Origin of the sequence: Cytobacillus solani, from assembly GCF_001420595.1 — a bacterium.
GTDB classification, from domain to species: domain Bacteria; phylum Bacillota; class Bacilli; order Bacillales; family Cytobacillaceae; genus Cytobacillus; species Cytobacillus solani.
In genome coordinates, this window is the sequence record NZ_LJIX01000006.1 from 2,876,648 (window position 1) to 2,899,342 (window position 22,695).

Here is a 22,695-nt window from a genome sequence, read left to right on the forward strand (position 1 = left end):
AAAGATGAAGAAAAAAACACTATTAATATGGGGTTTTACCCTATTTTTCATTGGGGGATGCACGAAGCCAGAGACACCCGATCCATCTATTATTTCAGATTCTTTTATTATCATAGGTCATCGCGGGGCCTCAACCTATGCTCCTGAACATACACTCGTATCCTATCAGTTAGCGCAAGAACTAGGTGCTGATTATATTGAAATTGATTTGCAAATGTCAAAGGATGGCGTCCTTGTTGCCATGCATGATCAGACGGTAGATCGAACAACAAACGGAATTGGAAGCGTAGAATCTCATTCACTAGAGGAGTTAAAGAGACTTAATGCAGGTTCATGGTTCAATAAAAAATTCCCATTATATGCTGACTCTAAATATGAATATTTAACCGTTCCGACTTTAGAAGAAATTTTTGCCCATTTCGGGAAAGAGACAAACTATTATATCGAGACCAAGTCACCTGATAAATATCCAGAAATGGAGGAAAAACTCATCAGATTACTTCGGAGCTATGATCTTATAGATGGGGCAAAGGTGATTATTCAGTCCTTTAGCGAAAAAAGCCTTAAACGAATCCATAAAGCCGAGCCAAAGATTCCTTTAATCCAGCTTCTCTCATATCAAAAGCCTGCAAAATTAACGGAAGCAGAAATCAAAAAATGGAAACAATATGCAGTTGGCATTGGCCCCAATTATCAAATGGTTGATAGAGCATATATTAAAAAGGCTAGAAGAGCGGGATTGCTTGTTCATCCCTATACGGTCAATTCAAAACAAGACTTGGATCAGTTAATCAAATGGGGTATTACCGGGGTATTTACAGATTTAACAGATTCACTTTCAAAGGAATGGAAAAAATAATCTAGTATCTTACATGGTGTTCGCAAGAATAATATAAAATTTGCAAAATTTTTTTTTTCAAACAAGATTAAAATGTGGTTTGTTAAATAATGACCGAATTTCATTAAAATCAGCAGGATTTTCATCAAAAAAAGTCCGAAACACCATATTAAATGTGTTTCGGACTTTTCTTAATTTATAAACCCAAGCCTTGCTGATATTAGCTTGCCAATTTCAATCATTCGAGGCTCAAGCTCTATTAGCCTCGCCTCAGTCATTCTAATCGTCGGTCCTGAAATGCTGACAGCAGCGGCAACTTTTCCTAAATGATCAAGAATCGGAACTGCAATACATGTAATCCCATATTCATTTTCCTCCAAGTCAAGAGCGAATCCTTTCCTCTTCACCTCTTTAAGTTCCTCAATAAAAACATTTATATCGGTAATGGTCTTATCTGTGTGAACTGGCAGACCCTTTCTTTCTATTATTTCCTGAACAATTTCTGACGGCAGATGGGCAAGAATAGCTTTACCCACAGACGTACAATGCATCGGCGCTCTTTTTCCAACCTTGGAGTGCATTCGCAATGCTTCATTTCCATCTAGCTTCTCGATATATACGACTTCTCCTTGATCATATACTACGAGATGAATGACTTCGTTTGTCTCTTTTTCAAGCTCTTGTAAAAATGGCTTCGCCTCTATCCGTAAATCAAGTGATTCTAACAGTCTTGAGCTCACTTCTAAAAATTGATAGCCTAATTTATACCGTTCCGTGCCTTTATCCTGTTCAATATACCCATATTGAACGAGTGTGGAAAGGATTCTGTATACGGAGCTTTTGTTAATATCCATCTGATTAGCAATCTCTGTTACTCCAAGCCCGCCTTTTTTCATGCTGACAAGGTTAATAATATCAAGTGCCCGACTAACAGATTTCACCATATTTTCTCTATCCAACATTCCTCAACTCCTGATTGATAACGCCTGATTACTGCTTGATCGCAAACTTCCCCTTAGCTTCCAGTCTGCTACGATGCAGGATCGGCTCTGTATAACCGCTTGGCTGTTCATACCCGGAGAATATCAATTCGCATGCTGCTTGGAAGGCAACAGACTCCTCATAATTTGGAGCCATTGGACGATACATCGGATCCCCATTATTTTGTTTATCTACAACTTTAGCCATTCGCTTTAAAGTTTCTTCCACTTGTTTCTTCGTACATACCCCATGATGGAGCCAGTTAGCTACATGCTGGCTGGAAATTCTTAATGTGGCACGGTCCTCCATTAGACCAATATTATTTATATCAGGTACTTTGGAACAGCCAATTCCTTGTTCAACCCAGCGGACAACATAGCCAAGTATTCCTTGTGCATTATTATCCAGTTCTGCCTGTACCTCCTCATCTCCCCAGTTTCGATTAGCAGCAACTGGAATTTGCAAGATTTCATCCCGTAAGCTTGTCAATTCAAGTAATAATTCGTTTTGTACTTTTTTAACATCGACTTGATGGTAATGGAGGGCATGCAGGGTGGCAGCTGTTGGGGATGGCACCCAAGCCGTATTTGCTCCTGATTTTACATGCATCACCTTTTGCTTAATCATTTCTGCCATTAAGTCAGGCATTGCCCACATTCCTTTACCAATTTGGGCACGACCTTGAAACCCTGTTGCAAGCCCATTATTCACATTTGACTTTTCATAGGCATGCAGCCAAATCGATGACTTCATCTCATTTTTACGAATCATTGGCCCAGCTTCCATTGATGTATGCATTTCATCCCCAGTACGGTCAAGAAAGCCTGTATTGATGAAGGCTACTCGATCCTTTACTTCGCGTATACAAGCTTTTAAGTTAAGGGAGGTTCTGCGCTCTTCATCCATTACTCCAATCTTAAGCGTGCTTCTTTCTAAACCGAGTAAATCTTCTACTCGATTAAATAATTCATTTGCAAAAGCGACCTCTTTTGAACCATGCATTTTTGGTTTAACAATATAGACAGAACCCTTTTTTGAGTTTTGAAATTGCCCATTACCAATTAGTGAATGCTTTGCAATTAAGCTTGTAACAACCGCATCAAGAATTCCTTCGTACACTTCCTCCCCATTATCGTCTAAAATAGAGGGATTTGTCATTAAATGACCAACATTGCGAACAAACATTAATGACCGCCCATGCAAAGCGAAAGTTTGGCCCTTCGGTGAAGTATAATTGCGGTCAGGATTTAACTTTCTTATAACAGTTTTATGATCTTTGGTAAAAGTTGCAGTCAGGTCCCCCTTCATTAAACCTAGCCAGCTGCGATACACTTGGACTTTATCCTCCGCATCAACAGCTGCAACAGAATCCTCACAATCCATAATCGTTGACAATGCCGCTTCAAGAAGAATATCTTTCACACCTGCATCATCTGTTCTACCGATCGGGTGATTGCGGTCCAATTGTATTTCGAAATGTAATCCGTTATTTTTTAATAATATAGCTGAAGGATTATGCGTATCCCCTTGATAGCCTGCGAATTTTTCGTCGCTAATTAATTTACTTTCATTCCCATTGTTCAATAGTGCTAGGAATCGCCCATCCATAATCTTATATTGCACCACATCCTTATGTGATCCATCAAGTAATGGGACGGTTTGATCAAGAAATGCACGAGCAAAGGCAATGACCTTTGCTCCTCGAACTGGATTGTATCCTCCACTGCGATTGGCACCATTCTCCTCACTTATGACATCCGTTCCGTATAGCGCATCATACAAACTGCCCCAACGAGCATTAGCTGCATTAAGTGCATAGCGATGATCATTTACAGGCACTACTAGCTGCGGACCTGCCTGAATAGCAACTTCCTCATCAACTGCATCTGTTGTTATTTCAAAATCTTCTCCTTCATCCTCAAGATAACCGATCTCCTCTAGAAAGGTTTTATATCTCGCAAAATCAAAGACTCTGTTCTCTCGATGCCATGCATTAATTTTGTTTTGAAGCTCTCCTCGTTCAGTAAGGAGCTGTTTATTTAGAGGGGAAAGCTCCTTCACCATTGCTCCAAATCCTTGCCAAAACTTCTCCTGTTCCACACTCGATCCAGGCAGTGCTTCAGAATTAATAAAATCGTATAACTCGACTGCGACTTGTAAATTTCCAACCCCTTGATAATTTGTCATTATTTTTGCCTCCTTTATTTTTTTGTTTGCTATTACGAAACAGTGTTCCATTCTATCGTTAAAAAAAGAATAGCATAGGTTCAGGAATTGTTTCAATAATTTTCTAAAAAATCAGCAAAATAAAAAAACCACAGGTGCAGTTTGCATCCGTGGTCTTATACTTTCTTATATACGACGAGTATGTCCGTTAAAATGGTCTTTCCAATACCCGCTTGTCATACTGGCAACAGCAACACCTGTAGAGGTTTGAGAACCAATGAATCTTCCTCCACCAATATAGATGCCTACGTGTCCATCTTTTTTATATGTGTCAAAGAATACTAAATCTCCTGGTTTTAAATCACTAGGTGATATTTTCGATCCTGAATATCTTAATGATGAAGTACTTGCAGGAAGATTGATTCCGCCTTGGGAGAACGCCCATGAAACAAAACCTGAACAGTCAAATCTTCCATTCGCAATATCTGAGGCTGTTCTTCCCGCACCAAAAACATACACGGAATTCCCGATATATTTATATCCAGCTGAAATGATTGTACTTAAGTCACCACTTGCAGAAGGAACAATATTGGAAGAACTGCTTTCATTCGAAGATGAATTTGAATTTGAACTTGAATTTGAACTTGAATTTGAACTTACAGTAACACTTTTTGGTGTGAACTGGCTCGCAATTCTATGTCTGATTTCTGCTTCTCTAGCCGCAAGCTCACTATCTTTGTACTGTAAGCTTTCTTTAAGTACAGCGATTTCTTTTTCCTTTGCTTCAAGGTCTTTCTTTAATGCATCATTTTGTGCCTTTTGCTCATTCATTAACACTTGCATACCTTCAAGCTCTGTTTTCATTTCTTGGAGTTCACTTAACTTCTTTTCTATTTTTGCTTGATTTTCTTCTAAAACTTTTTTATCTGCTTCATGCTCAGCTAAAATATCTTGGTCTGCCTGCACGATTTTTGTTACAGCACCGACTCTTTCAACAAAGTCACCAAAGCTAGTTGATCCTAGAAGGACCTCAACATAGCCAATCGGTGAGCTTCCATTTTCCTGGTAAGAAACTGCACGTTGTTTTAAAATAACGCTTCGCTTGTCAATTCTTTCTTGAATGACAGCTTTTTCTTTATTGAGTTCTTCGATTTCTGCATTCGTACTAGTAATGTCTGTTTCTGTTTTCTTTATTAATTGAGTATTATCAAGAATAGCTTGATCAATTCTTTTTAATTGGGTATCTAGTTTTGCTAGTTCTTCAAGGACTGAAGTTAATTCCTGATCTGCCTTTGAGAGGCTAGATTGAATGCCTTGTCGCTGTTTTTGAATCGATGATTTTTGTGTATTTAAGGAATCAGCTTTTACAGACGGAATTGCAAACGCTCCTCCTAATCCAAGCATTAATGTCGTATTTAAGATTACTAGTTGCTTTTTCATTATTTTGCCTGCCTTCCGATATACTCTAGTTGGTTTTATATGTATAATTTTCAAATGATATGTATTTTTTCTTGTTATTTCGATTTATTTTGACAAAATATCTATTTCTTCCACTTCCATGATGAATTATATCATCGTAATTTGACAGGAAGATGTTATTAATATTACAAGAATATTTCATTCAGTTCCAAAAAATTGTAAAATAGTTTTAATATGTATTTTGGCTGGAAATACTAGTGAATTATTGGTAATATAATCAAGTTGTTATTATTGTACCCCTATGACTATAGTAAAGGAGATTTCATATGACAAAAATCTCGCTTGCAGAGGCTGTTAAACTAAAAAGTGTATTATCAAAGAGAATTCATGAATTAGAGGAGGAAATGGACCGTGTTTCCTTTATCGAAATAGAAAAAGGAAGCCAATTGCCAAAACAGTCACGTCAATTGAAGGATGTAGAAGGAGAAATGGAACAGGTTCGACTGGACTTTCGACTGCTCGATCGATTAATGTATAGAGCAAATATCGATTATGAAATACAATTTAACAAGGAGTCTCTTCCTATAGTCGAAGCAATTGAACTTGCTTCACAGCTCCGGGCCAGAGCACGCAAATACAAAGAGTTCGGTTCTGCATTAAAGGAAGAATTTCTCTATCCTCTCGGTGACTCAGGATCAATGATTAAAGTGGCACTTTTTGACCCTGAAGACTATCGCAAGAAAGCACTTGATATGGATCGTCAGGCAAACAGGCTGTCCAATTTAATTAATGCGAAAAATTATACGGTTGAATTGGATTTTGACAGTGAAAGATATTTCTAAACCTTGAAGTGGTGAGATTCCGCTTCAAGGCATAGAAGGAGAAGATCTATGTACCTTTCAAGTACAGTATTATGGTGAAGGCAAACCAATGACTAATAACCATTTACTTTATTACCCGTAACCGATGACCAACTATGGCAATGGACCGGTCGGTGGCCAAAAAATCCTTAGTTTTGTAACTCTCCTTCTATGAGCCCCTAGCTTTTTAGCTGGGGGTTTTCTTAGTTACTTAAATATGGTCCCAATATTTTAATGGCCTCGTTAAGTTTTTTAGCATTTTTCTCATACATTTTTTTTGCATCTTCGGATTCGGTTTCAAGGCTGAAAATTTCCAAATCCGCCTGACATTTTTTCATCATTGCCATTAATAATGGTCTTGTTTGCGGAGTCGGCACTTGGATTTTATCATCGAATAAATCAACAGTCAGTTCTCCATACGAGTCAACTTGTCCATAAAAGACATTATCTAATGTCACATTGAGCTTTTCTAATTCAAGATCTAGCCATTTTCTACTCTTCCCCACCGCAGCAAGTGCATCATAAACAATTTCTCCATCTCTAATGATCATCTGAGGTGCTTTTTCATTTGGCACCTTTATATTTAAGTCTTTTGCTGTTAAAGATCTGTTTTCCCTTTTCAATAGTACACTTAAATCGCCTGTCGGTTCTAAGACAGCAAATTCAACGTCAGCTACATTAAAGACATTCTTTTGTCTTAGTAGGCTTCCCAGCTCATCCGTAGAATATTTTTCTTTCTTTAAATTATCCTCCATGATCTTTCCATCTTTAATAAAAATCGTGCTTTTTCCTTCGACAAAATCACGGAATGAATTGCTTTTTAAGGAAAGAAAATCGACTAAATATGTTATGCTTCCGAATAAGAAAATGGCAAGAATCCCATGAGCCATATTACTTTCCAGTCCCATAATAACTTCCCCTGCTATACTTCCTATCGTAATACCAGAAATATATTCAAAAAAGGAGATTTCCGAAATTTGTTTTTTCCCTAATATTTTTGTAAAGAAAAATAAAACGATCATAAATAAAATTGAACGAACAATAATATGGCTCCAATCCGACATATTCTCACCTCACCTTATGTTTGTTTATATTGTGGTTCCTCTAACACCATTTCATTCACCCGGTATTGGAGATCTTTCTTAATTTCATTCATGATATTCATCATGTCATGGAAAGTCCTTTGGACTGTTACTTCTTGTGAATTCAATGCTAAACTTGAAAGCTGTGCTTCGATCGAACGAATAGTTGCTACACATTGATTCACATTTGAAATTGTTGTCATCCTTCCACCTCTTTAAAATGATGAAAAGGTTGGCAAGAAGCCAACCATTCAAGCTATTATTTATATTGCGGCTCTTCTTGCTGAATTTGCTGCAGACGTGGTTGAACATTGTCAATAATCGCCTGAGTCTGTTGAGCTGCATCTTGGTATAACTGCTTTGCTGCTTTATTATCCGTCGCTAATGCGAACGTTTCAAAGCTTGCTTGTGCACTTTTTAACCCTGCTATTGTTTGCTTAATATTCGTTCCTACAGTCATTTCATTTCCTTCTTTCTTTTAGATATATCTTACAGAGATATTATTTCTTTTTTCCTCCACAATATGAAAGCTACTTTCTGGAAAAAATAAAAAGCAATGAAAAACTTGTTTCAATTCCGATCAATGTGATAATCATCACTCCTCCCTTAATTGAGATTAATTATCATTAATATGTACAATATGCTCTCTAATATGGAGGTTAATTATAATGGAGAAAAAATCAATTGCCGCTGCTCAAGAATTCAATGATAAACAATTTACAAAACGAATTCTTTTTCGTGAAGAAGAAAGTACCGTGTTTGTACTAAACTTTATGCCTGGACAACAGCTTCCTGCACATAAGCATCCTGGAACGAGCGTTTATTTAATGGTGCTTCAAGGAAGCGGTACCTTAACAATTGATGGGGTCCCTGCAGAGGTAAATGAAAAAGATGTCATTTTAGCTGGAGGCGAAGAGGAATTTGCCTTTTTAAACAATGGAAATGTAAATACAACTTTGTATGTTATGTTAAATAAGATTCCCGATGAAAGGTATGTACAGAATATTTAATGATATGGTTTTAGAAGGGCTGGAGATTCTCTCCAGTCTTTTTTATTAATTTAGAGAGACGAAATCGTAATTTGGATTAATAGAATAATTCATAGCTTTAAAGAACATAATTTAATTAAAAAAGTTTGTGGAGTGATTAACTCATGAATAATGAAAATCCTTTAAGTTCATCGGAGCTTGGAGCGCTATGGCTTACATACCAAGAAAAAACCCTCATTCTAAGAGTTTTAGAGTACTTCATTGCGAAAGCTGATGACCAGCAAGCTATTAATATTATGGGCGGATTATGGCAGGAGCTTCATTTATATGTCCAAAAAATAGAGAAAATTTTTAAAAATGAAGGAGCTGTGATTCCCAAAGGGTTTACAAATGAAGATGTCAACTTAGAAGCACCGAAATTATTTGACAATGGGTTTGATATCATGTTTATTCGAATATTAAAGGAAATAAGCATGGGGATGTACACAATAAACCTGAATATGGCGTACCGTGATGATGTAATGGCTATATATGAAGGACTAACTGCTGTTACCCAAAAAATTTATAAACTATCTACTTTGTATTTGCTTGAAAGAGGAATACTCACGCTTCCTCCAAATGTAACAATGCCCAAATCAACAGAGTTTATAAAAAGCAAGAGCTATTTAAAGGGTTTTAAACTATTTGGCGACAAGCGATCATTAAATGACATTGAATTAGGATATCTTCATCATGGGATTGAAACAAATAATATTGGCATGCAGCTTATTACTGGTTTTGCACAATGTGCAGATGATGAGGAAGTGAAACAATTCTTTGTAAAGGGGAAGGAGCTGGCAAAGAAACAAATAAAAGAATTTGAACAAATACTTCTTGAAAGCGATGTTCAGTTTTCTGCAAATTCTGGAAGCATTGTAACACCCTCAACAATAGCTCCATTTTCTCAAAAACTTATGATGTTTTGCGTATACCTTCTTAATAGTTTTGGAATTGTCGGCGGAAGTTTCGGAGCAGTATTTAGTTTAAGAAATGATGTCATCTTGAAAACTTCATTATTTGCCAAAGATATCTTCTTTTATGCAAATGATGGCATTAAAATTATGATAAAAAATGGCTGGCTAGAAGAACCACCGCAAATGGAGGATCGACCTCAAATAATAAAAGGAAAAAATAAAAAATGAATAGGATGATTTTTCTCACCTGAATAAATTTGGTTTCACCGATTAATAATAAAACTAGTGTTAACTACTAACACTAAATTTAAATGTGGAGGGATACATCTTGAATATTCTTTTCCGCTTACTTTCTGCTTTTTTAACGTTGTTTATAAAAAGTGCATTCTTAATGAAAAAAATAAATTGGAAATTAGATGAATTGCTAAGAATGCCTTCTTACAATTAAGCATGAATATTCTTTTCGTATCGCTCTTTTCCGCTTTTGTGTAAATATTAGGCAGGCATGTTCGTATGCTTGCCTATTTATATTTTTTATTTACATAAAAACGATAAAATCACAAATACTACCATAATATAATGAAATATTGGTGGTGCATATATGCAGTTTTCCAGACTTCAGCTATTTTTTGTATTAATCTTATTCATTGGAATTTCAAACCATGTACTTATTCTGCCTCATTTATTAAGCAGTGCAAAACGGGATTCATGGGTTTGTGTCTTTTTTGCATATTTTATCTTGCTTTGCTGGGGATATTTAATCTATCGTATTATTTCAAAAAATTCACAAAGACAGAAACTTTATTATTGGCTACAAGCAAGATCTGGAAAACAACTCTCAAAATTCATCCTCACATTATTAATGTTATATATTGTATCTGTAGGTGTAATATCCTTTTATGATTTAATTCAAACCGTTCAAATATATTTCCTTCCACTCTCACCTAGTTGGTTAGTCATGCTGCCCTTCCTACTCCTTTGTGTTTGGACAGCTTATAGCGGGTTGAAATCAATCGTATATATATCTACAGTATTATTGCCCCTTGTCTGGCTTTTGGGGCATTTTGTTGCTTTTTTCACAATGGACGCTAAAGATTATTCATATATTTTCCCTGTATTAATAAATGGATATAATCCTATTATGAAGGGGACTATTACTATATTAGGAGGAAGTGTTGACCTACTAGTTCTACTACTTCTTCAGCATCATTTAAATAAATCGTACTCCTTTATATATATATTTATTCTAATTTCTATTTTGCTCGGACTCGTTCTTGGTCCCACACTAGGATCACTTGCTGCATTCGGACCGAGCATTGCTGCTGATATGCGATTTCCAGCATTTGAACAATGGAGGCTAATCACGCTTGGCCAACACATTTCACATGTTGATTTTTTAGCTGTATTTCAATTATTAAGTGGAGCGATCATCAGAATATCTTTATGTTTATTTTTAGTATCAGATGTTATTGAAACTAATTCAAAAAAGACAAAAAGTCTTATATTTATCTTTTTCTCAATTATATTAGCGAGTGTTACCATTTTTCCAATTAGTGATATGTGGGTTCAACATATGGTAGGAAAATATTTTTATTCAAGTTCTGTTATATTAGCTTTCTTCATATCATTATTCCTGTTTATCATCAGTTTTTTACCTTTACGGAAAGGAATAATAAGCACATGAATTTCGACAAAACACATAGTATAACCACTATAAATCATTCACTTAAAATGGGAAAATTAACTGGTGAAGAGCTAAAAGGGATGATGTGCCACTATTCTGATATCCATTTTATTCCAATTAATACTGATATCGATATTCAGTTGTTTTATTGTACTGGAATGATTGATACTGTTCAGCTTAATGAGATTTTTAATAATCTTCTTCTGCATATTAAGAATGAAAATAATCTTATAAACCGATCTCACTATGGAGATTTACCTCCAATCATTCAAATTGGCAATACAGAAGAAATGATTAAAAAGACATTTTCTGGTTTTTTGATTTTGTACAAAGAAGGCAAGCAATATTTTTATGGAGTTGATCTTTCAAAGCTTCCGCAAAGAACACCTGAAGAATCCAATACAGAAGTATCAATCAAGGGGCCAAAAGATGGTTTTACTGAAGAACTTCATGTGAATATTTCACTTATACGAAAAAGAATAAAGACAATTGATTTATACTGTGAATCTTTCGAAATAGGGTCCTTAAGTCAAACCCAGGTTGCACTACTTTACCTAAAAAACAAAATAAATATCGATATAATAAATGAAGTAAGAACTCGCTTAGAAAATTTTCAAACAGAAAGTGTGACAAGCAGTGGGCAATTAGAGCAATGGATTTCAGATCGTACATATTCTTTATTCCCATTACTCGATTACATTACTCGACCAGATTTTGCAATCGAATGCCTATTGCGTGGAAGATTCATCATCATTGTAAATGGATCCCCCTTAGCGCTCATTGGGCCAATAAATATTTTTGAGCTTGTTAAATCACCAGAAGATGTCCATTTTCCTTTTTATATCGTTGCATTTCAACGTATTTTAAGAATATTAGGATTAGCAATCGCCATATTTCTTCCAGGTTTTTGGATTTCTTTAGCTTCTGTTAATATGGATCAACTCCCATTTTCCCTTTTATCAACTGTTGTAGTATCAAGAGCAGGGTTACCTTTCCCAATCGCCTTAGAGGCATTTATTATTCTAGGCTTATTTGAGTTTCTTAGAGAGGCAGGCATTCGTATGCCTACAGTAGTTGGACAAACCATTTCAATTGTTGGGGGATTAATCATCGGGGATGCAGCTATTCGAGCAGGTCTCGCATCTCCAACTATGATAGTAATTATTGCAATGACTGCAGTTGCTAACTACACGCTGGTTAATCAATCTTTGGTAGGTACTGTGAGTATCCTAAGAATCTTTGTTATGTCAATTTGTATATTCTTAGGGATTTATGGGCTATTTATTAGTGCCCTAAGTATCCTTGTTTACATATCCCGGCTTGAATCATTTAAAATAGCCTATCTTGAACCAATATCTTCCTTAAACATCAAAGAAATGTTATCAGCGTTACTAGTTAACCCTTTTAAGCGGAGAAATTTCACCGCGAAAATGTTGCAGAAAAGGGGAAAAGGATGAAAAACATGTTATTTAAATTACGAATCCTCTTCTTACTTCCTTCATTATTATTAATTTCAGGATGTAACAATGATATTAATGAAGTTCAAAATCTAAATTTTGGAACAGCAATAGGGGTAGACTTTAAAGATGACAAATTCCATATTTATATTCAAATGTTAGGTTTAAGTTCCGTAGCAAAATTAGAAGATGGCACAAATGTTCCTCCTCAGGTATATATATCAGAAACAATTGGAGAAACGTTCATTGATGCATTTTTCAAGGCCTACCGAACTTCTCAAGAACGAATTATTTGGGCGCATGTAACAGCTATTGTTCTTAGTGAATCAGCCTTAAATAAAGGGATAGAAAATATTTATGATGGCTTAACAAGATATTATGAATTTAGATCTACACCTTGGGTTTTTGGGACGTTGGAACCGATTGATAATATATTATCTACCAATGGCTTTTTTAATCAATCCTCATTGAATACAATATTGCATAGCCCGCAGAGCTCATATGAACAAAGTTCATGGATTAGACCCATTAAATTAAATAAATTTGCTAGGGAGCTATTGGAACCCGTCCAAACAACATATATTCCTACATTAACAATCAACAAGAAACAGTGGAAAAAAAATAAAGGGGTCGAGCCGAAACTAGCAATAAATGGAGCCTTTTTTCTTAATAATAAAGAGTATAAGGGTTTTTTCGAATTAAATGATATTAAAGGCATTCGCTGGATTGCATCAGAATCAAAACGGGTTCCAATTTTAGTTCCAAGTAAAGAAAAACCTGAATTTCTTGCAGTTTTTGAAGAAAAATATGTAAAAATCATACCCATTAATGTAAATGGAAAATATAAATATGATGTAGTTTTTTTTGCTAATGGATATATCAGCAATAGACTAAAAAATAACGTTTTAAACGTAAAACATATGCAAAATCTTGTTAAAGACAACATAATTACTCAAATAAAGGATTTTTATCAATTGGGTTTAGACAAAAATATAGATTTTTTAAACATAGAACATCAATTATATCGAAAACACAATAGAGAATGGAAACAAATGAAAAAAAACAATGAGCCATTTCTTGAGGAAGATATTATTAATGATTTCAAAGCTTATATTTCACTTCAGCATTCAGGTTCCTTTAAAAAACAAAAAATAGTAATACATGATTAGTTTAGAGACGAATGTTAAATAATAATAACTCAAGTGTTGTCATTAAACACTAAATTGAGTATGGAGTAGATAATAAATGCCAGACAAACAACCTATTGAATATACAGGAAGAGTTTTGGATCAAAGAAATGATCTTACTGGACCTGACGATAACGGAAAGGCTTCCTATCCAAAACGTCCAAAAGATGTATCCATTCAGCAGTCTACTGATAAAAGACGCCAATAGTTTCTCCTTAGAGCATCTTTCACAGGGCCATAGTTTTAGACAAACAAAAGAAACCATTTTGAATCAAAGGAAATCAAAATGGTTTCTTTCTGTTATGTTAATTGCATGGTTGTTATACATGTGGCGTCATTTTCATAAGTAGAAAGCTCTGACTCCACCGTTTTTCCATCTTTAGAGATCGTTATACGATATTTTTTATCTCGCGGTAACCAAAAATCAATAAATCCATTTGCTTGAGATTTCATTGTTTCGTCTACAATTACGTTGCCTTCTGTATCTTCAATGTATACGTCAAACTCTTCATTCACCATTTCACCTTGACAACCTGTCAAGCTATGATTCGTTCATGGATGAGTTTCATTCACGTAAGGGGCGATTGATACGAAAAATTCACCCTCAGGTAAGTCATAGGTTAACTGACTCTCATCACTGTCGGTTACAATTAGTTGCTTTGATGTAATTGAAGCGGTCTGATCTTTTATGTTGCCGACACTGTAATCTTGCACCAGTTCCTTAATGTCTTCTGTCTTCTCTTTTTTTGGAGAGGCTTCTTCCTTCGTGTCTCCGCCGCTGCAAGCAGCTAACACAATGGAAACCAATAAAGTAATACCAAGAATTAATCTTTTCATCTACGATTTATCCTCCTTTCACAATCAATGCTTACTATACCAAAAAAATATGCAGATTTTATGCATTTGATTTAGCTGAACATGTGTATTTTCTTTGTCAAAAATATGATAAAATAAACATTCTAGTTCCATTATATCATTTTTACTTTTTTTTATTTATTAAGGATGTTATATATACTATTTAATGCTTATTAGTCAAAAATAGGGACGGTGACTGTCATTGGTATCTAAGGTCTCTACGAGAGATAAAATACTTGAATTATTAAAAAAAGAGACTAATTTAACTGTTGGTGAACTTTCGACGTCTTTAGGAATTACAGAAATGGCTATCCGAAAACATTTACATATTCTAGAACGAGATTCATTCCTTGTCATAAATGAGGTTAGACAACCAATGGGAAGACCCATCCTGGTTTATTCATTATCTCTAAAAGCAGAAGAGCTATTCCCAAAAAGTTATGAAAATTTAACCGTTGAATTTCTCCATGATCTAAAAGAATTACATGGAGAAGGAATGATTGATTATCTACTAGAAAAAAGAAGTGAACGACTTAAAAATAGTTACTTACAAAACATGCAAAATAAGAACTTCGAAGAAAAGATAGAAGAGCTTAAAAATATTCAAATAAAAAAGGGATATATGGCAGATGTAACAAAAATAGATAACGAGACATATGAATTAGTAGAATATAACTGTCCTATCTTTACTGTAGCAAAAGAGTATAAAAAAGCTTGTTCTTGTGAAACTGAAATGTTTAAGGAAGTCTTAGGAACCAGCAATGTAAAAAGATTAACCTGTAAAGCTGATAATGATGAGCACTGTAGATTTTTAATGAAGGATACTGACTTGAAATAGAAAAATGCTAACGAACCTTTATCGTTAGCATTTTTTATTTTCTTGTTACCGTGATCTCGCTTTTTTGACCTTTGTCGGGCACATGCTGCCTTCTCTTGTTACCTTTTTTTCTCTCTTTTAACTTTCATGGGCACATGATCATAATCTTGATACTGTAAAACTGCATGAAAAATAAAAATTCCCCGATAAGATATGACATCAAATCTTATCGGGAAATTGACAAACTATTATTCATGATACACAAATTCAGGGGTTCTCATCTAACTTCTACCATATTTTCTTCTATTAACTTCAATCTCTCAGAAACCTCTTCATCCCTTAATTCATGTTCTTTCACATAACGGTTTCGTGGGTGAACCCGACATTCATGTGTACATCCGCGTAAATATTTGTGCTCATTTTCTTCGGAACAAATAATTTGTTTGTTGCACTCAGGATTAGCACAGTTTACGTAGCGCTCACTTGGTTCTCCCGAAAAGTAATCTTTCCCAACAATAACATGTTCTTTCTGATTAATCGGAACGCTAATTCGCTCATCAAATACATAACATTGTCCATCCCAAAGTTCCCCTTGAACCTCAGAATCTTTTCCGTACGTCACAATACCCCCATGCAGCTGGCCTACATCTTGGAATCCTTCTTTTACTAGCCAGCCGGAGAACTTTTCACAGCGGATGCCGCCAGTGCAGTAAGTTAGGATTTTTTTATCAGCAAACTCCTCTTTATTTTCCTTTATCCATTGAGGTAATTCGCGGAATGCCTTAATGTCTGGTCTTACTGCACCTCTAAAATGACCTAAATCATATTCATAATCATTTCTAGCGTCAATCACTACTGTATTCTCATCCTGCATCGCTTCATAAAATTCTTTCGGGCTTAAATATTGACCAGTTACCTCTTTCGGATTAATGTCATCCTCTAAACGAAGAGTAACAAGCTCTTTTCTTGGACGTACATGCATCTTTTTAAAAGCATGGTGTTCAGCTTCATCTATTTTAAAAACAATTTCTGCAAATCGAGTATCTGCTTTCATTGTCTCCATGTAACGTTCGGTTTGTTCGAATGTACCGGAAACCGTTCCATTTATCCCTTCTTCAGCGACAAGAATTCTGCCCTTTAGTTCAAGCTCTTTACACAATTTCAAATGGTCACTTGCAAACTCTTCAGGATTTTCAATAGGAACATACAGATAATACAAAAGGACTCTAAACGGTTTATTTTGTTCTGACATTTTAAAACTACCACCTATCATTATTAATATTTGCAAGATATTAATGCATTTAGGTAGGATCAAACATACCTTATTGCTATTCTTACAATTTTACTATTTCTATAATTCTTCACCTATAATAATTACTTCTGTTTCTAAATCAATATCAAAATTTTTCTTAACTGTCTCTTTAATTACATTAATTAAATCAATATAGTCTTTTGAGGTAGCCTGATCAATATTAACGATAAAGCCAGCATGTTTTGTCGATACCTCTGCTCCGCCAACTCTGGTACCTTGAAGCTTGCTATCTTGAATTAATTTCCCGGCAAAGTGTCCAGGTGGTCGCTTAAAAACACTCCCACAAGACGGATATTCCAGCGGCTGTTTTGATTTTCTGGCAGTGGTGAATTCATGCATCTTTTGTTTGATCCATTTGGGATCACCCTTTTTCAGCTGAAATACAGCTTCTAAAATAACATAGTCCCTATTCATGAAAATGCTTTTACGATAGTTTAGTTGCAATTCTTCTTTTGATAAAGTTAAAATTTCACCATCCCTTGTCAAAGCCGTAGCTTTATCAAGTACATCTGAAATTTGTCCTCCATATGCACCAGCATTCATATATAATGCTCCGCCAACACTACCTGGAATTCCACATGCGAACTCTAAACCAGTCAATTCATGTTCTAATGCAAAGCTAGAGACAGCAATAATGGCAGCTCCGCTTTGAGCTGTTATAACATCATTTTTTATACTTATATGATTAAACTTTGAAAGACATAAAGTAATTCCACGAATGCCGCCATCTCTCACGATGACGTTAGAACCACTTCCAAGTATTGTGACAGGAATTTTGAACTTTTTTGCCTGCTTCAAGACTGTCTTTATTTCAGATAAACTAGATGGCGTAATAAAAAGATCTGCCTCTCCACCAAGTTTTGTAAACGTATGATGTTTAATCGGCTCCAATAATTTAATATTTTCCTCCATTACCTCATCCGATATACTGTTCATAAAAAGCTGATATTCACTCATCATTTTTCTCCTTCAATCCTAAATAGATATCCTATTCCCCTATATTTAATGATATCTATCCTAGAAATGTGTTCGATCAAATGACTACCCCTGATAGAACATTATTAAGTTTTTATACCAAAATGTATAAAAACTCCTTGCTACTATACCATACTATCCTAATTTTTTCATCCTTTCGAAAAAGTAATTATTTATTCGTTATAATCAATTCATTTATTTAACTCCCATCACAAATTTCTACGATTACAATGCCAGTAATTGTTTCTCCTCTTGGATTGCTGGGAGGATCTCTGCAGCAATCAGCTCAATTTTTTTCACCATTTTATTTTTTTGCATGCTACCAAAGTCAATTTATGTCATGAATCTTTGTTGACCAGATCCATCATACGATCTCACATATCGTTTCCATCTACATGGCTATCTTTCATTTCACTTTAATCCTCAACTTAAAATCGATCAAGCAGAATATCTTGAATTCAAGATTTAAAAAAGTTACTCAGAAATTTGAGTAACTTAAAATATTTTAACAACAAGTTATTTTTACATTTTACTAATCTGTCTGAATTTCATATTTAAACACCGTTTCGTCAACATCAAACCAAATAACCAGCCATTCACTATCTATACTAATAAATCCCCTCTCATTTCCAAGGTAATAGACAATATTGTTATCATCTGTAAAATACTCTGTATCATCAGGTTTTCCCAATAACGTGATGACCTCTTCTTTTGACAGCCCGATTAATTTAGTTCTACTCAGCAGATCATCAACCATATATACTCGCTCATCAGATTTAGCCAGCCAACGTTCGGAAGAAAAATTTGCTTTGTTTTCATTCCTACCTATAACAGTAAAACAATAGATAAGGAGTACAAAGCATAGGGTTGTAACGATCAAACAAGCAAATCTCCCCTCCCTATGATGCCTTATATCCGTATACTTCCATAAAACTAGTAATAATAAAATTAATAGGCCCACTGGCATAAGAATGGCTGATACACTTAAACCACTAAATGTAGGATGAAGTGAATGGATGTAAATACTGTAACCAAAATAAATTAACACGTATAGAACAATATACCCTCCAAAAATAAAGTAAAAAAATTTTTTCATTTTCAACTGCCTTTATATGTGAATTGTTATATCGTTGCTTTCATCTTAGAAAAAATTATTAATCTTGCTTTACTAACTCGATCATTTCTTTTTTTTCATCCCACATAATTGTTAATTTAATCGTTTCTGGAAAATCCCCATTAACTAATTCTGCATTTATTTCAGTTGCTGTATGAAAATTACGGACTCCCTTTAAGGGCTGAGGAAAGCTGCTTTCCAAACTAGATGAATCCCCAATCTTGAGTGAATACTCAATTTCCCCAATTCCATGTGTTCCTTGTTCTTCAACTGAAGCTGTTCGATCTGTAATATACTGAATGTATAAGGATTCAAAGACTGAAGTTCTTACTCTTGATATTGTATACGTACTGAACCATTCTTCCCCTTCTCCAAAATAAGTAATATTTTTGTTAGATTGCTCCGTATCACTCTTATCATTTTGGGGATTCACTATTTTAGCCTCACTTGTACATCCGAACATAATGAAAATCAATAAAAATAACGATATAATATGCACCCTTTTCATTAAAATACCTACTTATTCGTATTCTTCAATGGCATAAAATCCAATGGACATAATTCTTCACTTTCTATAACAATTGCCGTTAACCCTGCATCTGTTTTTGTTTCATGCCACTCGCCTTTCTCCCAAAAAACTGCCTCTCCGGGATGTACCTTTACATACTCTTTTATTTCCCCACGTACGTAGCCTTCACCACTAACAATTAAAAGAAGCTGGGGTACAAGCGCTTGGTGAAACCCAATAACTCCATTTTCACCTAAGTGCATGCATCCGATATGTGCTTCTGCTTTTGTTTGAATGATACGTGACATTTTAAAATCAGAATTGAACTTTCTGATTTCTTTTCCATTATCTTTATTAAAAGAATAGATCTTCATAAAATCGCCCTCCTATAATTTAGAAAAGTTAGCAAATGCTTCTTGTATTTAAATTACTAGATTCGTTATTTCAGAATACATTCCTCTTTTTTGGCTTATTTATTTTTACAATTGTATCAACTTGTCCAAATAGTTGAATCCAAGCGAAAAGCTGTTAAAGTATGAATGAAGGGAAGAAATTTTTGGAGGAACCATAGAAATGAGTATAAATATTTTAGTCGTTGATGATGAAAAGGAAATTGCAGATTTAGTCGAAGTTTATTTAAAAAATGAAAATTATACTGTTTTTAAGTTTTATACTGCTAAGGAAGCTCTTAATTGCATTAACACGGAAAAACTGGACCTTGCCATTCTTGATGTGATGTTGCCGGAAATAGATGGATTTGCCATTTGTCAGAAAATCAGAGAAAAATTCCATTTCCCTATTATAATGCTAACCGCCAAGGATGAAGAAATCGATAAAATTACTGGCTTAACATTAGGTGCGGATGATTATTTAACAAAACCCTTTCGTCCTTTGGAGCTGATTGCCCGTGTAAAAGCTCAGCTTCGGAGATTTACAAAGTATAATCAGCAGGATACAGAAGAAAATGAACATATCATCACCATCTCAGGTTTAGTCCTTGATCAAAATACGAGGAAGTGCCAATTAAACGAAAAAACCTTATCGCTGACACCGACAGAATTCTCCATTCTTTGGTTTCTATGCCTAAATCGAGGTCGTGTTGTTAGTTCAGAGGAATTATTCAAGGAAGTATGGGGTGAAAAATATTTTAGCAGCAATAATACGGTCATGGTTCATATTAGACATATACGTGAAAAAATGACTGATTCCGCTGAAAATCCCAAATATATAAAAACGGTCTGGGGAGTGGGGTATACGATTGAAAAATGAATTTAGCAAATTAAAAAGGAAAATCATTCTTCAGATTACTTTAATTTTACTCTTAACGATCATTGTCGGTTATTTTATTTACTTTGCTTTAATTGATGGTGTCTTGCAGGCTCCTTTTGCCAATATGTTTATTAACTTTTGTGAAAAGGTGCTTCAGCTCGATTTCTATACTGCACAAAATATTTACTCATCTATATTTCAACTGAATAAACCATTGTGGCTTGCGATTGGGTTCATACTATTGCTGCTTGTTATTTTTTACCTGGCACTCTCTCGATTTACACGCTATTTTAATAAAATTAGTGAAGGAGTTGATAGGCTAACTGAGGAATCAGAAGCCGAAATTCAACTTCCTGCGGAATTGGATTTTATGGAAAAAAAGCTGAATACCGTCAAAAGTAAACTTGAAAAGCGTGCAATGGATGCAAAGGAAGCAGAACAGCGAAAAAATGATCTTGTCGTCTATTTAGCCCATGATATAAAAACTCCATTGACATCAGTCATTGGCTATTTAAGTCTTTTAGATGAGGCATCCGATATGCCAATGGAGCAAAAAGAGAAATATTTGAAAATTACGTTGGAAAAAGCAACGCGTTTAGAACATTTGATCAATGAATTTTTCGATATTACAAGATTCAATTTACAATCGATTTTGCTTGAAAAAGAAACAATCAATCTGAACTATATGCTCATGCAAATGGCAGATGAATTCTATCCCTTACTTGCCCCAAACGGAAAGCAAGCAATTGTGGAGGTCGAGGAAGATCTTAAGATCGATGCTGATGCAAATAAATTAGCAAGGGTATTTAACAATATATTGAAAAATGCAATCGCCTATAGCTATGAGAATAGCATCATTGAAATTAGCGGTACTAGGAAGAATGAACAGGCAATCATTACTTTTACCAATAAAGGGAAGATCATTCCTCCTCAAAAGTTAGATATGATTTTTGAAAAATTCTATAGACTAGATACTTCACGTGCTACTCAGACAGGTGGGGCTGGATTAGGGCTAGCTATTGCTAAAGAAATTGTCCATGCTCATGGAGGGAGCATTTCTGCGGAAAGTATTGATGAAAAAACGGTATTTACGGTTACGATTCCGATCCACTCTTAAGAAAATCTTAAGATTTCAATAATGGAAAATTAAAAACTAACTCCTTCTTTCATGTTTTAATTAGTGAAGCAATGAGAAGGAGTTGTTTTTATGAGAAAAAGAAAACGTACAAATCGTACTGCTTGGATCTTTACTTTTTTAATTGTCTTAACGATTTTTTTTATACCTTATGAAAAGTTTGATGGACTGATACAGGACATGCTTAATCATTATACGACGGAATATCCTTCAGAAAGTGATACCACACTCGATAGCAATGAAACAATAAATAGTGATCTGCATAGTCAAAATGCCATTTTAATAAATTTGAATGATCAAACAATCTTGATGGAAAAACACAGTAAAGAAATTATCTTCCCTGCCTCCCTCACAAAAATTATGACTGCCTTGGTCGCAATTGAGAATATATCTGATTTAAAAAAGCGGATTTCCCTTCCTGAAAACATGTTTTCTGACCTTTACACGGCTAATGCATCCATGGCAGGATTTCTCCCAAATGAAAAAGTAGCTGCCATTGATCTGCTTTATGGAACAATGCTTCCATCTGGTGCCGAAGCTTCTATTGGACTGGCGAATGAGATTGCTGGATCAGAAACAGCGTTTGTTCATCTTATGAATGAGAAGGCAAAGCAGCTCGGGATGGAGGATACTCATTTTACAAACGCTACTGGTCTTCATCACAGAGATCATTATTCTAGTGTGAAGGATATTTCAATGTTACTGGAATATGCATTGAAAAATCAAACCTTTCGAACCATTTTTACAGCAGAAAGGTATTCTACATCACCATCAAATCTTCATCCAGATGGGATCACGTTTAAGAGCAGTATGTTTAAAAATATCGAGTCCTCCAATTTAATGAGCGGGGAGATTATTGGCGGAAAAACCGGCTATACAGAGCAAGCTGGACTATGTCTGGCGAGCATCGCTGAAATTAATGGGCAGGAATATCTCCTTATTACCGCAGGGGCAAATGGAGATCATCAGACAGAACAATACAATATAACAGATGCAATTGCAGTATATAAACAATTATAATCTTATTATTATACTAGGGCACCCCATACTATTTAAACGGGGTTCCCTTTTATATTTTATACTTGGTACATTAA

Annotated in this window: 24 protein-coding genes; 12 read left to right on the forward strand and 12 right to left on the reverse strand. The window is 35.0% G+C overall.

The genetic code is table 11. The features are described 5' to 3' along the window. The first annotated feature begins 4 nt into the window (after positions 1-4). Positions 5-859 carry a glycerophosphodiester phosphodiesterase gene (locus AN957_RS16190; RefSeq protein ID WP_053476484.1) on the forward strand — a complete coding sequence of 285 codons (855 nt, stop codon included), beginning with the start codon at positions 5-7 and terminating at the stop codon, positions 857-859. Positions 860-1,029: 170 nt separating this feature from the next. On the opposite strand, the gene AN957_RS16195 is transcribed toward AN957_RS16190, so the two are convergent. From AN957_RS16195 to AN957_RS16205, 3 genes are all read right to left on the reverse strand, one after another. Further along, positions 1,030-1,797: an IclR family transcriptional regulator gene (locus AN957_RS16195; protein WP_053477560.1), complete on the reverse strand. Its 768-nt coding sequence runs from the start codon at positions 1,795-1,797 to the stop codon at positions 1,030-1,032. Positions 1,798-1,828: 31 nt separating this feature from the next. After that, a complete protein-coding gene (locus AN957_RS16200) occupies positions 1,829-4,006 on the reverse strand; it encodes a malate synthase G (RefSeq protein ID WP_056685179.1) in 2,178 nt (725 codons plus the stop codon). Positions 4,007-4,171: 165 nt separating this feature from the next. After that, positions 4,172-5,425, reverse strand: coding sequence for a coiled-coil domain-containing protein (locus AN957_RS16205; RefSeq protein WP_053476486.1), 1,254 nt, complete (start codon positions 5,423-5,425; stop codon positions 4,172-4,174). Between the two features lie 305 nt (positions 5,426-5,730). Here AN957_RS16205 and AN957_RS16210 point away from each other — a divergent pair, with 305 nt between their 5' ends. Continuing rightward, positions 5,731-6,246, forward strand: coding sequence for a hypothetical protein (locus tag AN957_RS16210; RefSeq protein WP_056685182.1), 516 nt, complete (start codon positions 5,731-5,733; stop codon positions 6,244-6,246). 221 nt (positions 6,247-6,467) lie between these two features. Here the strand turns inward: AN957_RS16210 and AN957_RS16215 are convergent, their stop codons facing one another. From AN957_RS16215 to AN957_RS16225, 3 genes are read right to left on the reverse strand one after another with little or no spacing between them, the layout of a single operon-like run. Further along, entirely contained in the window at positions 6,468-7,328 is an 861-nt protein-coding gene (locus AN957_RS16215; RefSeq protein ID WP_053476488.1) for a DUF421 domain-containing protein, read from the reverse strand. A gap of 14 nt (positions 7,329-7,342) precedes the next feature. Further along, complete coding sequence (locus AN957_RS16220; protein ID WP_053476489.1) at positions 7,343-7,549, reverse strand: DUF1657 domain-containing protein; 207 nt, start codon at positions 7,547-7,549, stop codon at positions 7,343-7,345. A gap of 56 nt (positions 7,550-7,605) precedes the next feature. After that, on the reverse strand, positions 7,606-7,806 hold the full coding sequence (locus AN957_RS16225; protein WP_053476490.1) for a DUF1657 domain-containing protein: 201 nt from the start codon (positions 7,804-7,806) through the stop codon (positions 7,606-7,608). A gap of 208 nt (positions 7,807-8,014) precedes the next feature. Here AN957_RS16225 and AN957_RS16230 point away from each other — a divergent pair, with 208 nt between their 5' ends. The 6 genes from AN957_RS16230 to AN957_RS27810 all read left to right on the forward strand — a co-directional run bounded on the left by AN957_RS16230 (position 8,015) and on the right by AN957_RS27810 (position 13,824). Next, positions 8,015-8,356: a cupin domain-containing protein gene (locus tag AN957_RS16230; protein ID WP_053476491.1), complete on the forward strand. Its 342-nt coding sequence runs from the start codon at positions 8,015-8,017 to the stop codon at positions 8,354-8,356. Positions 8,357-8,499: 143 nt separating this feature from the next. Next, a complete protein-coding gene (locus AN957_RS16235) occupies positions 8,500-9,516 on the forward strand; it encodes a DUF3231 family protein (protein WP_053476492.1) in 1,017 nt (338 codons plus the stop codon). A 373-nt stretch (positions 9,517-9,889) separates the two neighbouring features. Beyond that, positions 9,890-10,972: an endospore germination permease gene (locus tag AN957_RS16240; RefSeq protein ID WP_053476493.1), complete on the forward strand. Its 1,083-nt coding sequence runs from the start codon at positions 9,890-9,892 to the stop codon at positions 10,970-10,972. Then, positions 10,969-12,429 (forward strand): spore germination protein, encoded by a 1,461-nt coding sequence (locus tag AN957_RS16245; RefSeq protein ID WP_056685185.1) that lies wholly within the window; start codon positions 10,969-10,971, stop codon positions 12,427-12,429. The genes AN957_RS16240 and AN957_RS16245 overlap by 4 nt, the downstream gene beginning before the upstream one ends. Next, the gene (locus AN957_RS16250) at positions 12,426-13,598 is read left to right on the forward strand and encodes a Ger(x)C family spore germination protein (protein WP_053476495.1); all 1,173 of its coding nucleotides are present in this window, start codon (positions 12,426-12,428) and stop codon (positions 13,596-13,598) included. Before AN957_RS16245 ends, AN957_RS16250 begins: the two co-directional genes overlap by 4 nt. Positions 13,599-13,674: 76 nt before the next feature. Continuing rightward, positions 13,675-13,824: a hypothetical protein gene (locus AN957_RS27810; protein WP_156319130.1), complete on the forward strand. Its 150-nt coding sequence runs from the start codon at positions 13,675-13,677 to the stop codon at positions 13,822-13,824. 92 nt (positions 13,825-13,916) lie between these two features. Here AN957_RS27810 and AN957_RS28115 read toward each other — a convergent pair whose 3' ends face one another. Beyond that, entirely contained in the window at positions 13,917-14,453 is a 537-nt protein-coding gene (locus AN957_RS28115; RefSeq protein ID WP_172797647.1) for a CueP family metal-binding protein, read from the reverse strand. A gap of 220 nt (positions 14,454-14,673) precedes the next feature. Between AN957_RS28115 and AN957_RS16265 the strand changes: the two genes are divergently transcribed. Continuing rightward, the gene (locus AN957_RS16265; RefSeq protein WP_053476498.1) at positions 14,674-15,309 is read left to right on the forward strand and encodes a helix-turn-helix transcriptional regulator; all 636 of its coding nucleotides are present in this window, start codon (positions 14,674-14,676) and stop codon (positions 15,307-15,309) included. Between the two features lie 256 nt (positions 15,310-15,565). On the opposite strand, the gene trhO is transcribed toward AN957_RS16265, so the two are convergent. From trhO to AN957_RS16290, 5 genes are all read right to left on the reverse strand, one after another. Further along, positions 15,566-16,540: an oxygen-dependent tRNA uridine(34) hydroxylase TrhO gene (gene trhO / locus AN957_RS16270; protein WP_053476499.1), complete on the reverse strand. Its 975-nt coding sequence runs from the start codon at positions 16,538-16,540 to the stop codon at positions 15,566-15,568. Positions 16,541-16,639: 99 nt separating this feature from the next. Beyond that, a complete protein-coding gene (gene murB, locus AN957_RS16275) occupies positions 16,640-17,557 on the reverse strand; it encodes a UDP-N-acetylmuramate dehydrogenase (protein WP_056685188.1) in 918 nt (305 codons plus the stop codon). 550 nt (positions 17,558-18,107) lie between these two features. Beyond that, a complete protein-coding gene (locus tag AN957_RS16280) occupies positions 18,108-18,671 on the reverse strand; it encodes a hypothetical protein (RefSeq protein ID WP_056685190.1) in 564 nt (187 codons plus the stop codon). A 58-nt stretch (positions 18,672-18,729) separates the two neighbouring features. After that, on the reverse strand, positions 18,730-19,122 hold the full coding sequence (locus AN957_RS16285; protein WP_056685193.1) for a hypothetical protein: 393 nt from the start codon (positions 19,120-19,122) through the stop codon (positions 18,730-18,732). An 83-nt stretch (positions 19,123-19,205) separates the two neighbouring features. Then, positions 19,206-19,571: a cupin domain-containing protein gene (locus AN957_RS16290; RefSeq protein WP_053476503.1), complete on the reverse strand. Its 366-nt coding sequence runs from the start codon at positions 19,569-19,571 to the stop codon at positions 19,206-19,208. Positions 19,572-19,770: 199 nt separating this feature from the next. On the opposite strand from AN957_RS16290, the gene vanR reads away from it, so the two are divergent. From vanR to AN957_RS16305, 3 genes are all read left to right on the forward strand, one after another. After that, positions 19,771-20,466, forward strand: coding sequence for a VanR-ABDEGLN family response regulator transcription factor (gene vanR / locus AN957_RS16295; protein WP_056685195.1), 696 nt, complete (start codon positions 19,771-19,773; stop codon positions 20,464-20,466). Continuing rightward, positions 20,450-21,583 (forward strand): vancomycin resistance histidine kinase VanS, encoded by a 1,134-nt coding sequence (vanS, locus tag AN957_RS16300; RefSeq protein WP_231690130.1) that lies wholly within the window; start codon positions 20,450-20,452, stop codon positions 21,581-21,583. Before vanR ends, vanS begins: the two co-directional genes overlap by 17 nt. 90 nt (positions 21,584-21,673) lie before the next feature. Then, the gene (locus AN957_RS16305; RefSeq protein ID WP_053476506.1) at positions 21,674-22,621 is read left to right on the forward strand and encodes a D-alanyl-D-alanine carboxypeptidase family protein; all 948 of its coding nucleotides are present in this window, start codon (positions 21,674-21,676) and stop codon (positions 22,619-22,621) included. Positions 22,622-22,695: the final 74 nt, after the last annotated feature.

Bases quoted from the DNA above. Each gene is read 5' to 3' on its own strand.
- murB (WP_056685188.1), bottom strand. From the start codon at position 17,557: ATGAGTGAATATCAGCTTTTTATGAACAGTATATCGGATGAGGTAATG.
- AN957_RS16290 (WP_053476503.1), bottom strand. From the start codon at position 19,571: ATGAAGATCTATTCTTTTAATAAAGATAATGGAAAAGAAATCAGAAAG.
- AN957_RS16245 (WP_056685185.1), top strand. From the start codon at position 10,969: ATGAATTTCGACAAAACACATAGTATAACCACTATAAATCATTCACTT.
- AN957_RS16305 (WP_053476506.1), top strand. From the start codon at position 21,674: ATGAGAAAAAGAAAACGTACAAATCGTACTGCTTGGATCTTTACTTTT.
- AN957_RS16200 (WP_056685179.1), bottom strand. From the start codon at position 4,006: ATGACAAATTATCAAGGGGTTGGAAATTTACAAGTCGCAGTCGAGTTA.
- AN957_RS16220 (WP_053476489.1), bottom strand. From the start codon at position 7,549: ATGACAACAATTTCAAATGTGAATCAATGTGTAGCAACTATTCGTTCG.
- AN957_RS16225 (WP_053476490.1), bottom strand. From the start codon at position 7,806: ATGACTGTAGGAACGAATATTAAGCAAACAATAGCAGGGTTAAAAAGT.
- vanR (WP_056685195.1), top strand. From the start codon at position 19,771: ATGAGTATAAATATTTTAGTCGTTGATGATGAAAAGGAAATTGCAGAT.
- AN957_RS16215 (WP_053476488.1), bottom strand. From the start codon at position 7,328: ATGTCGGATTGGAGCCATATTATTGTTCGTTCAATTTTATTTATGATC.
- trhO (WP_053476499.1), bottom strand. From the start codon at position 16,540: ATGTCAGAACAAAATAAACCGTTTAGAGTCCTTTTGTATTATCTGTAT.
- AN957_RS16230 (WP_053476491.1), top strand. From the start codon at position 8,015: ATGGAGAAAAAATCAATTGCCGCTGCTCAAGAATTCAATGATAAACAA.
- AN957_RS27810 (WP_156319130.1), top strand. From the start codon at position 13,675: ATGCCAGACAAACAACCTATTGAATATACAGGAAGAGTTTTGGATCAA.
- AN957_RS16250 (WP_053476495.1), top strand. From the start codon at position 12,426: ATGAAAAACATGTTATTTAAATTACGAATCCTCTTCTTACTTCCTTCA.
- AN957_RS16205 (WP_053476486.1), bottom strand. From the start codon at position 5,425: ATGAAAAAGCAACTAGTAATCTTAAATACGACATTAATGCTTGGATTA.
- AN957_RS16210 (WP_056685182.1), top strand. From the start codon at position 5,731: ATGACAAAAATCTCGCTTGCAGAGGCTGTTAAACTAAAAAGTGTATTA.
- AN957_RS16190 (WP_053476484.1), top strand. From the start codon at position 5: ATGAAGAAAAAAACACTATTAATATGGGGTTTTACCCTATTTTTCATT.
- AN957_RS16235 (WP_053476492.1), top strand. From the start codon at position 8,500: ATGAATAATGAAAATCCTTTAAGTTCATCGGAGCTTGGAGCGCTATGG.
- AN957_RS16280 (WP_056685190.1), bottom strand. From the start codon at position 18,671: ATGAAAAAATTTTTTTACTTTATTTTTGGAGGGTATATTGTTCTATAC.
- AN957_RS16240 (WP_053476493.1), top strand. From the start codon at position 9,890: ATGCAGTTTTCCAGACTTCAGCTATTTTTTGTATTAATCTTATTCATT.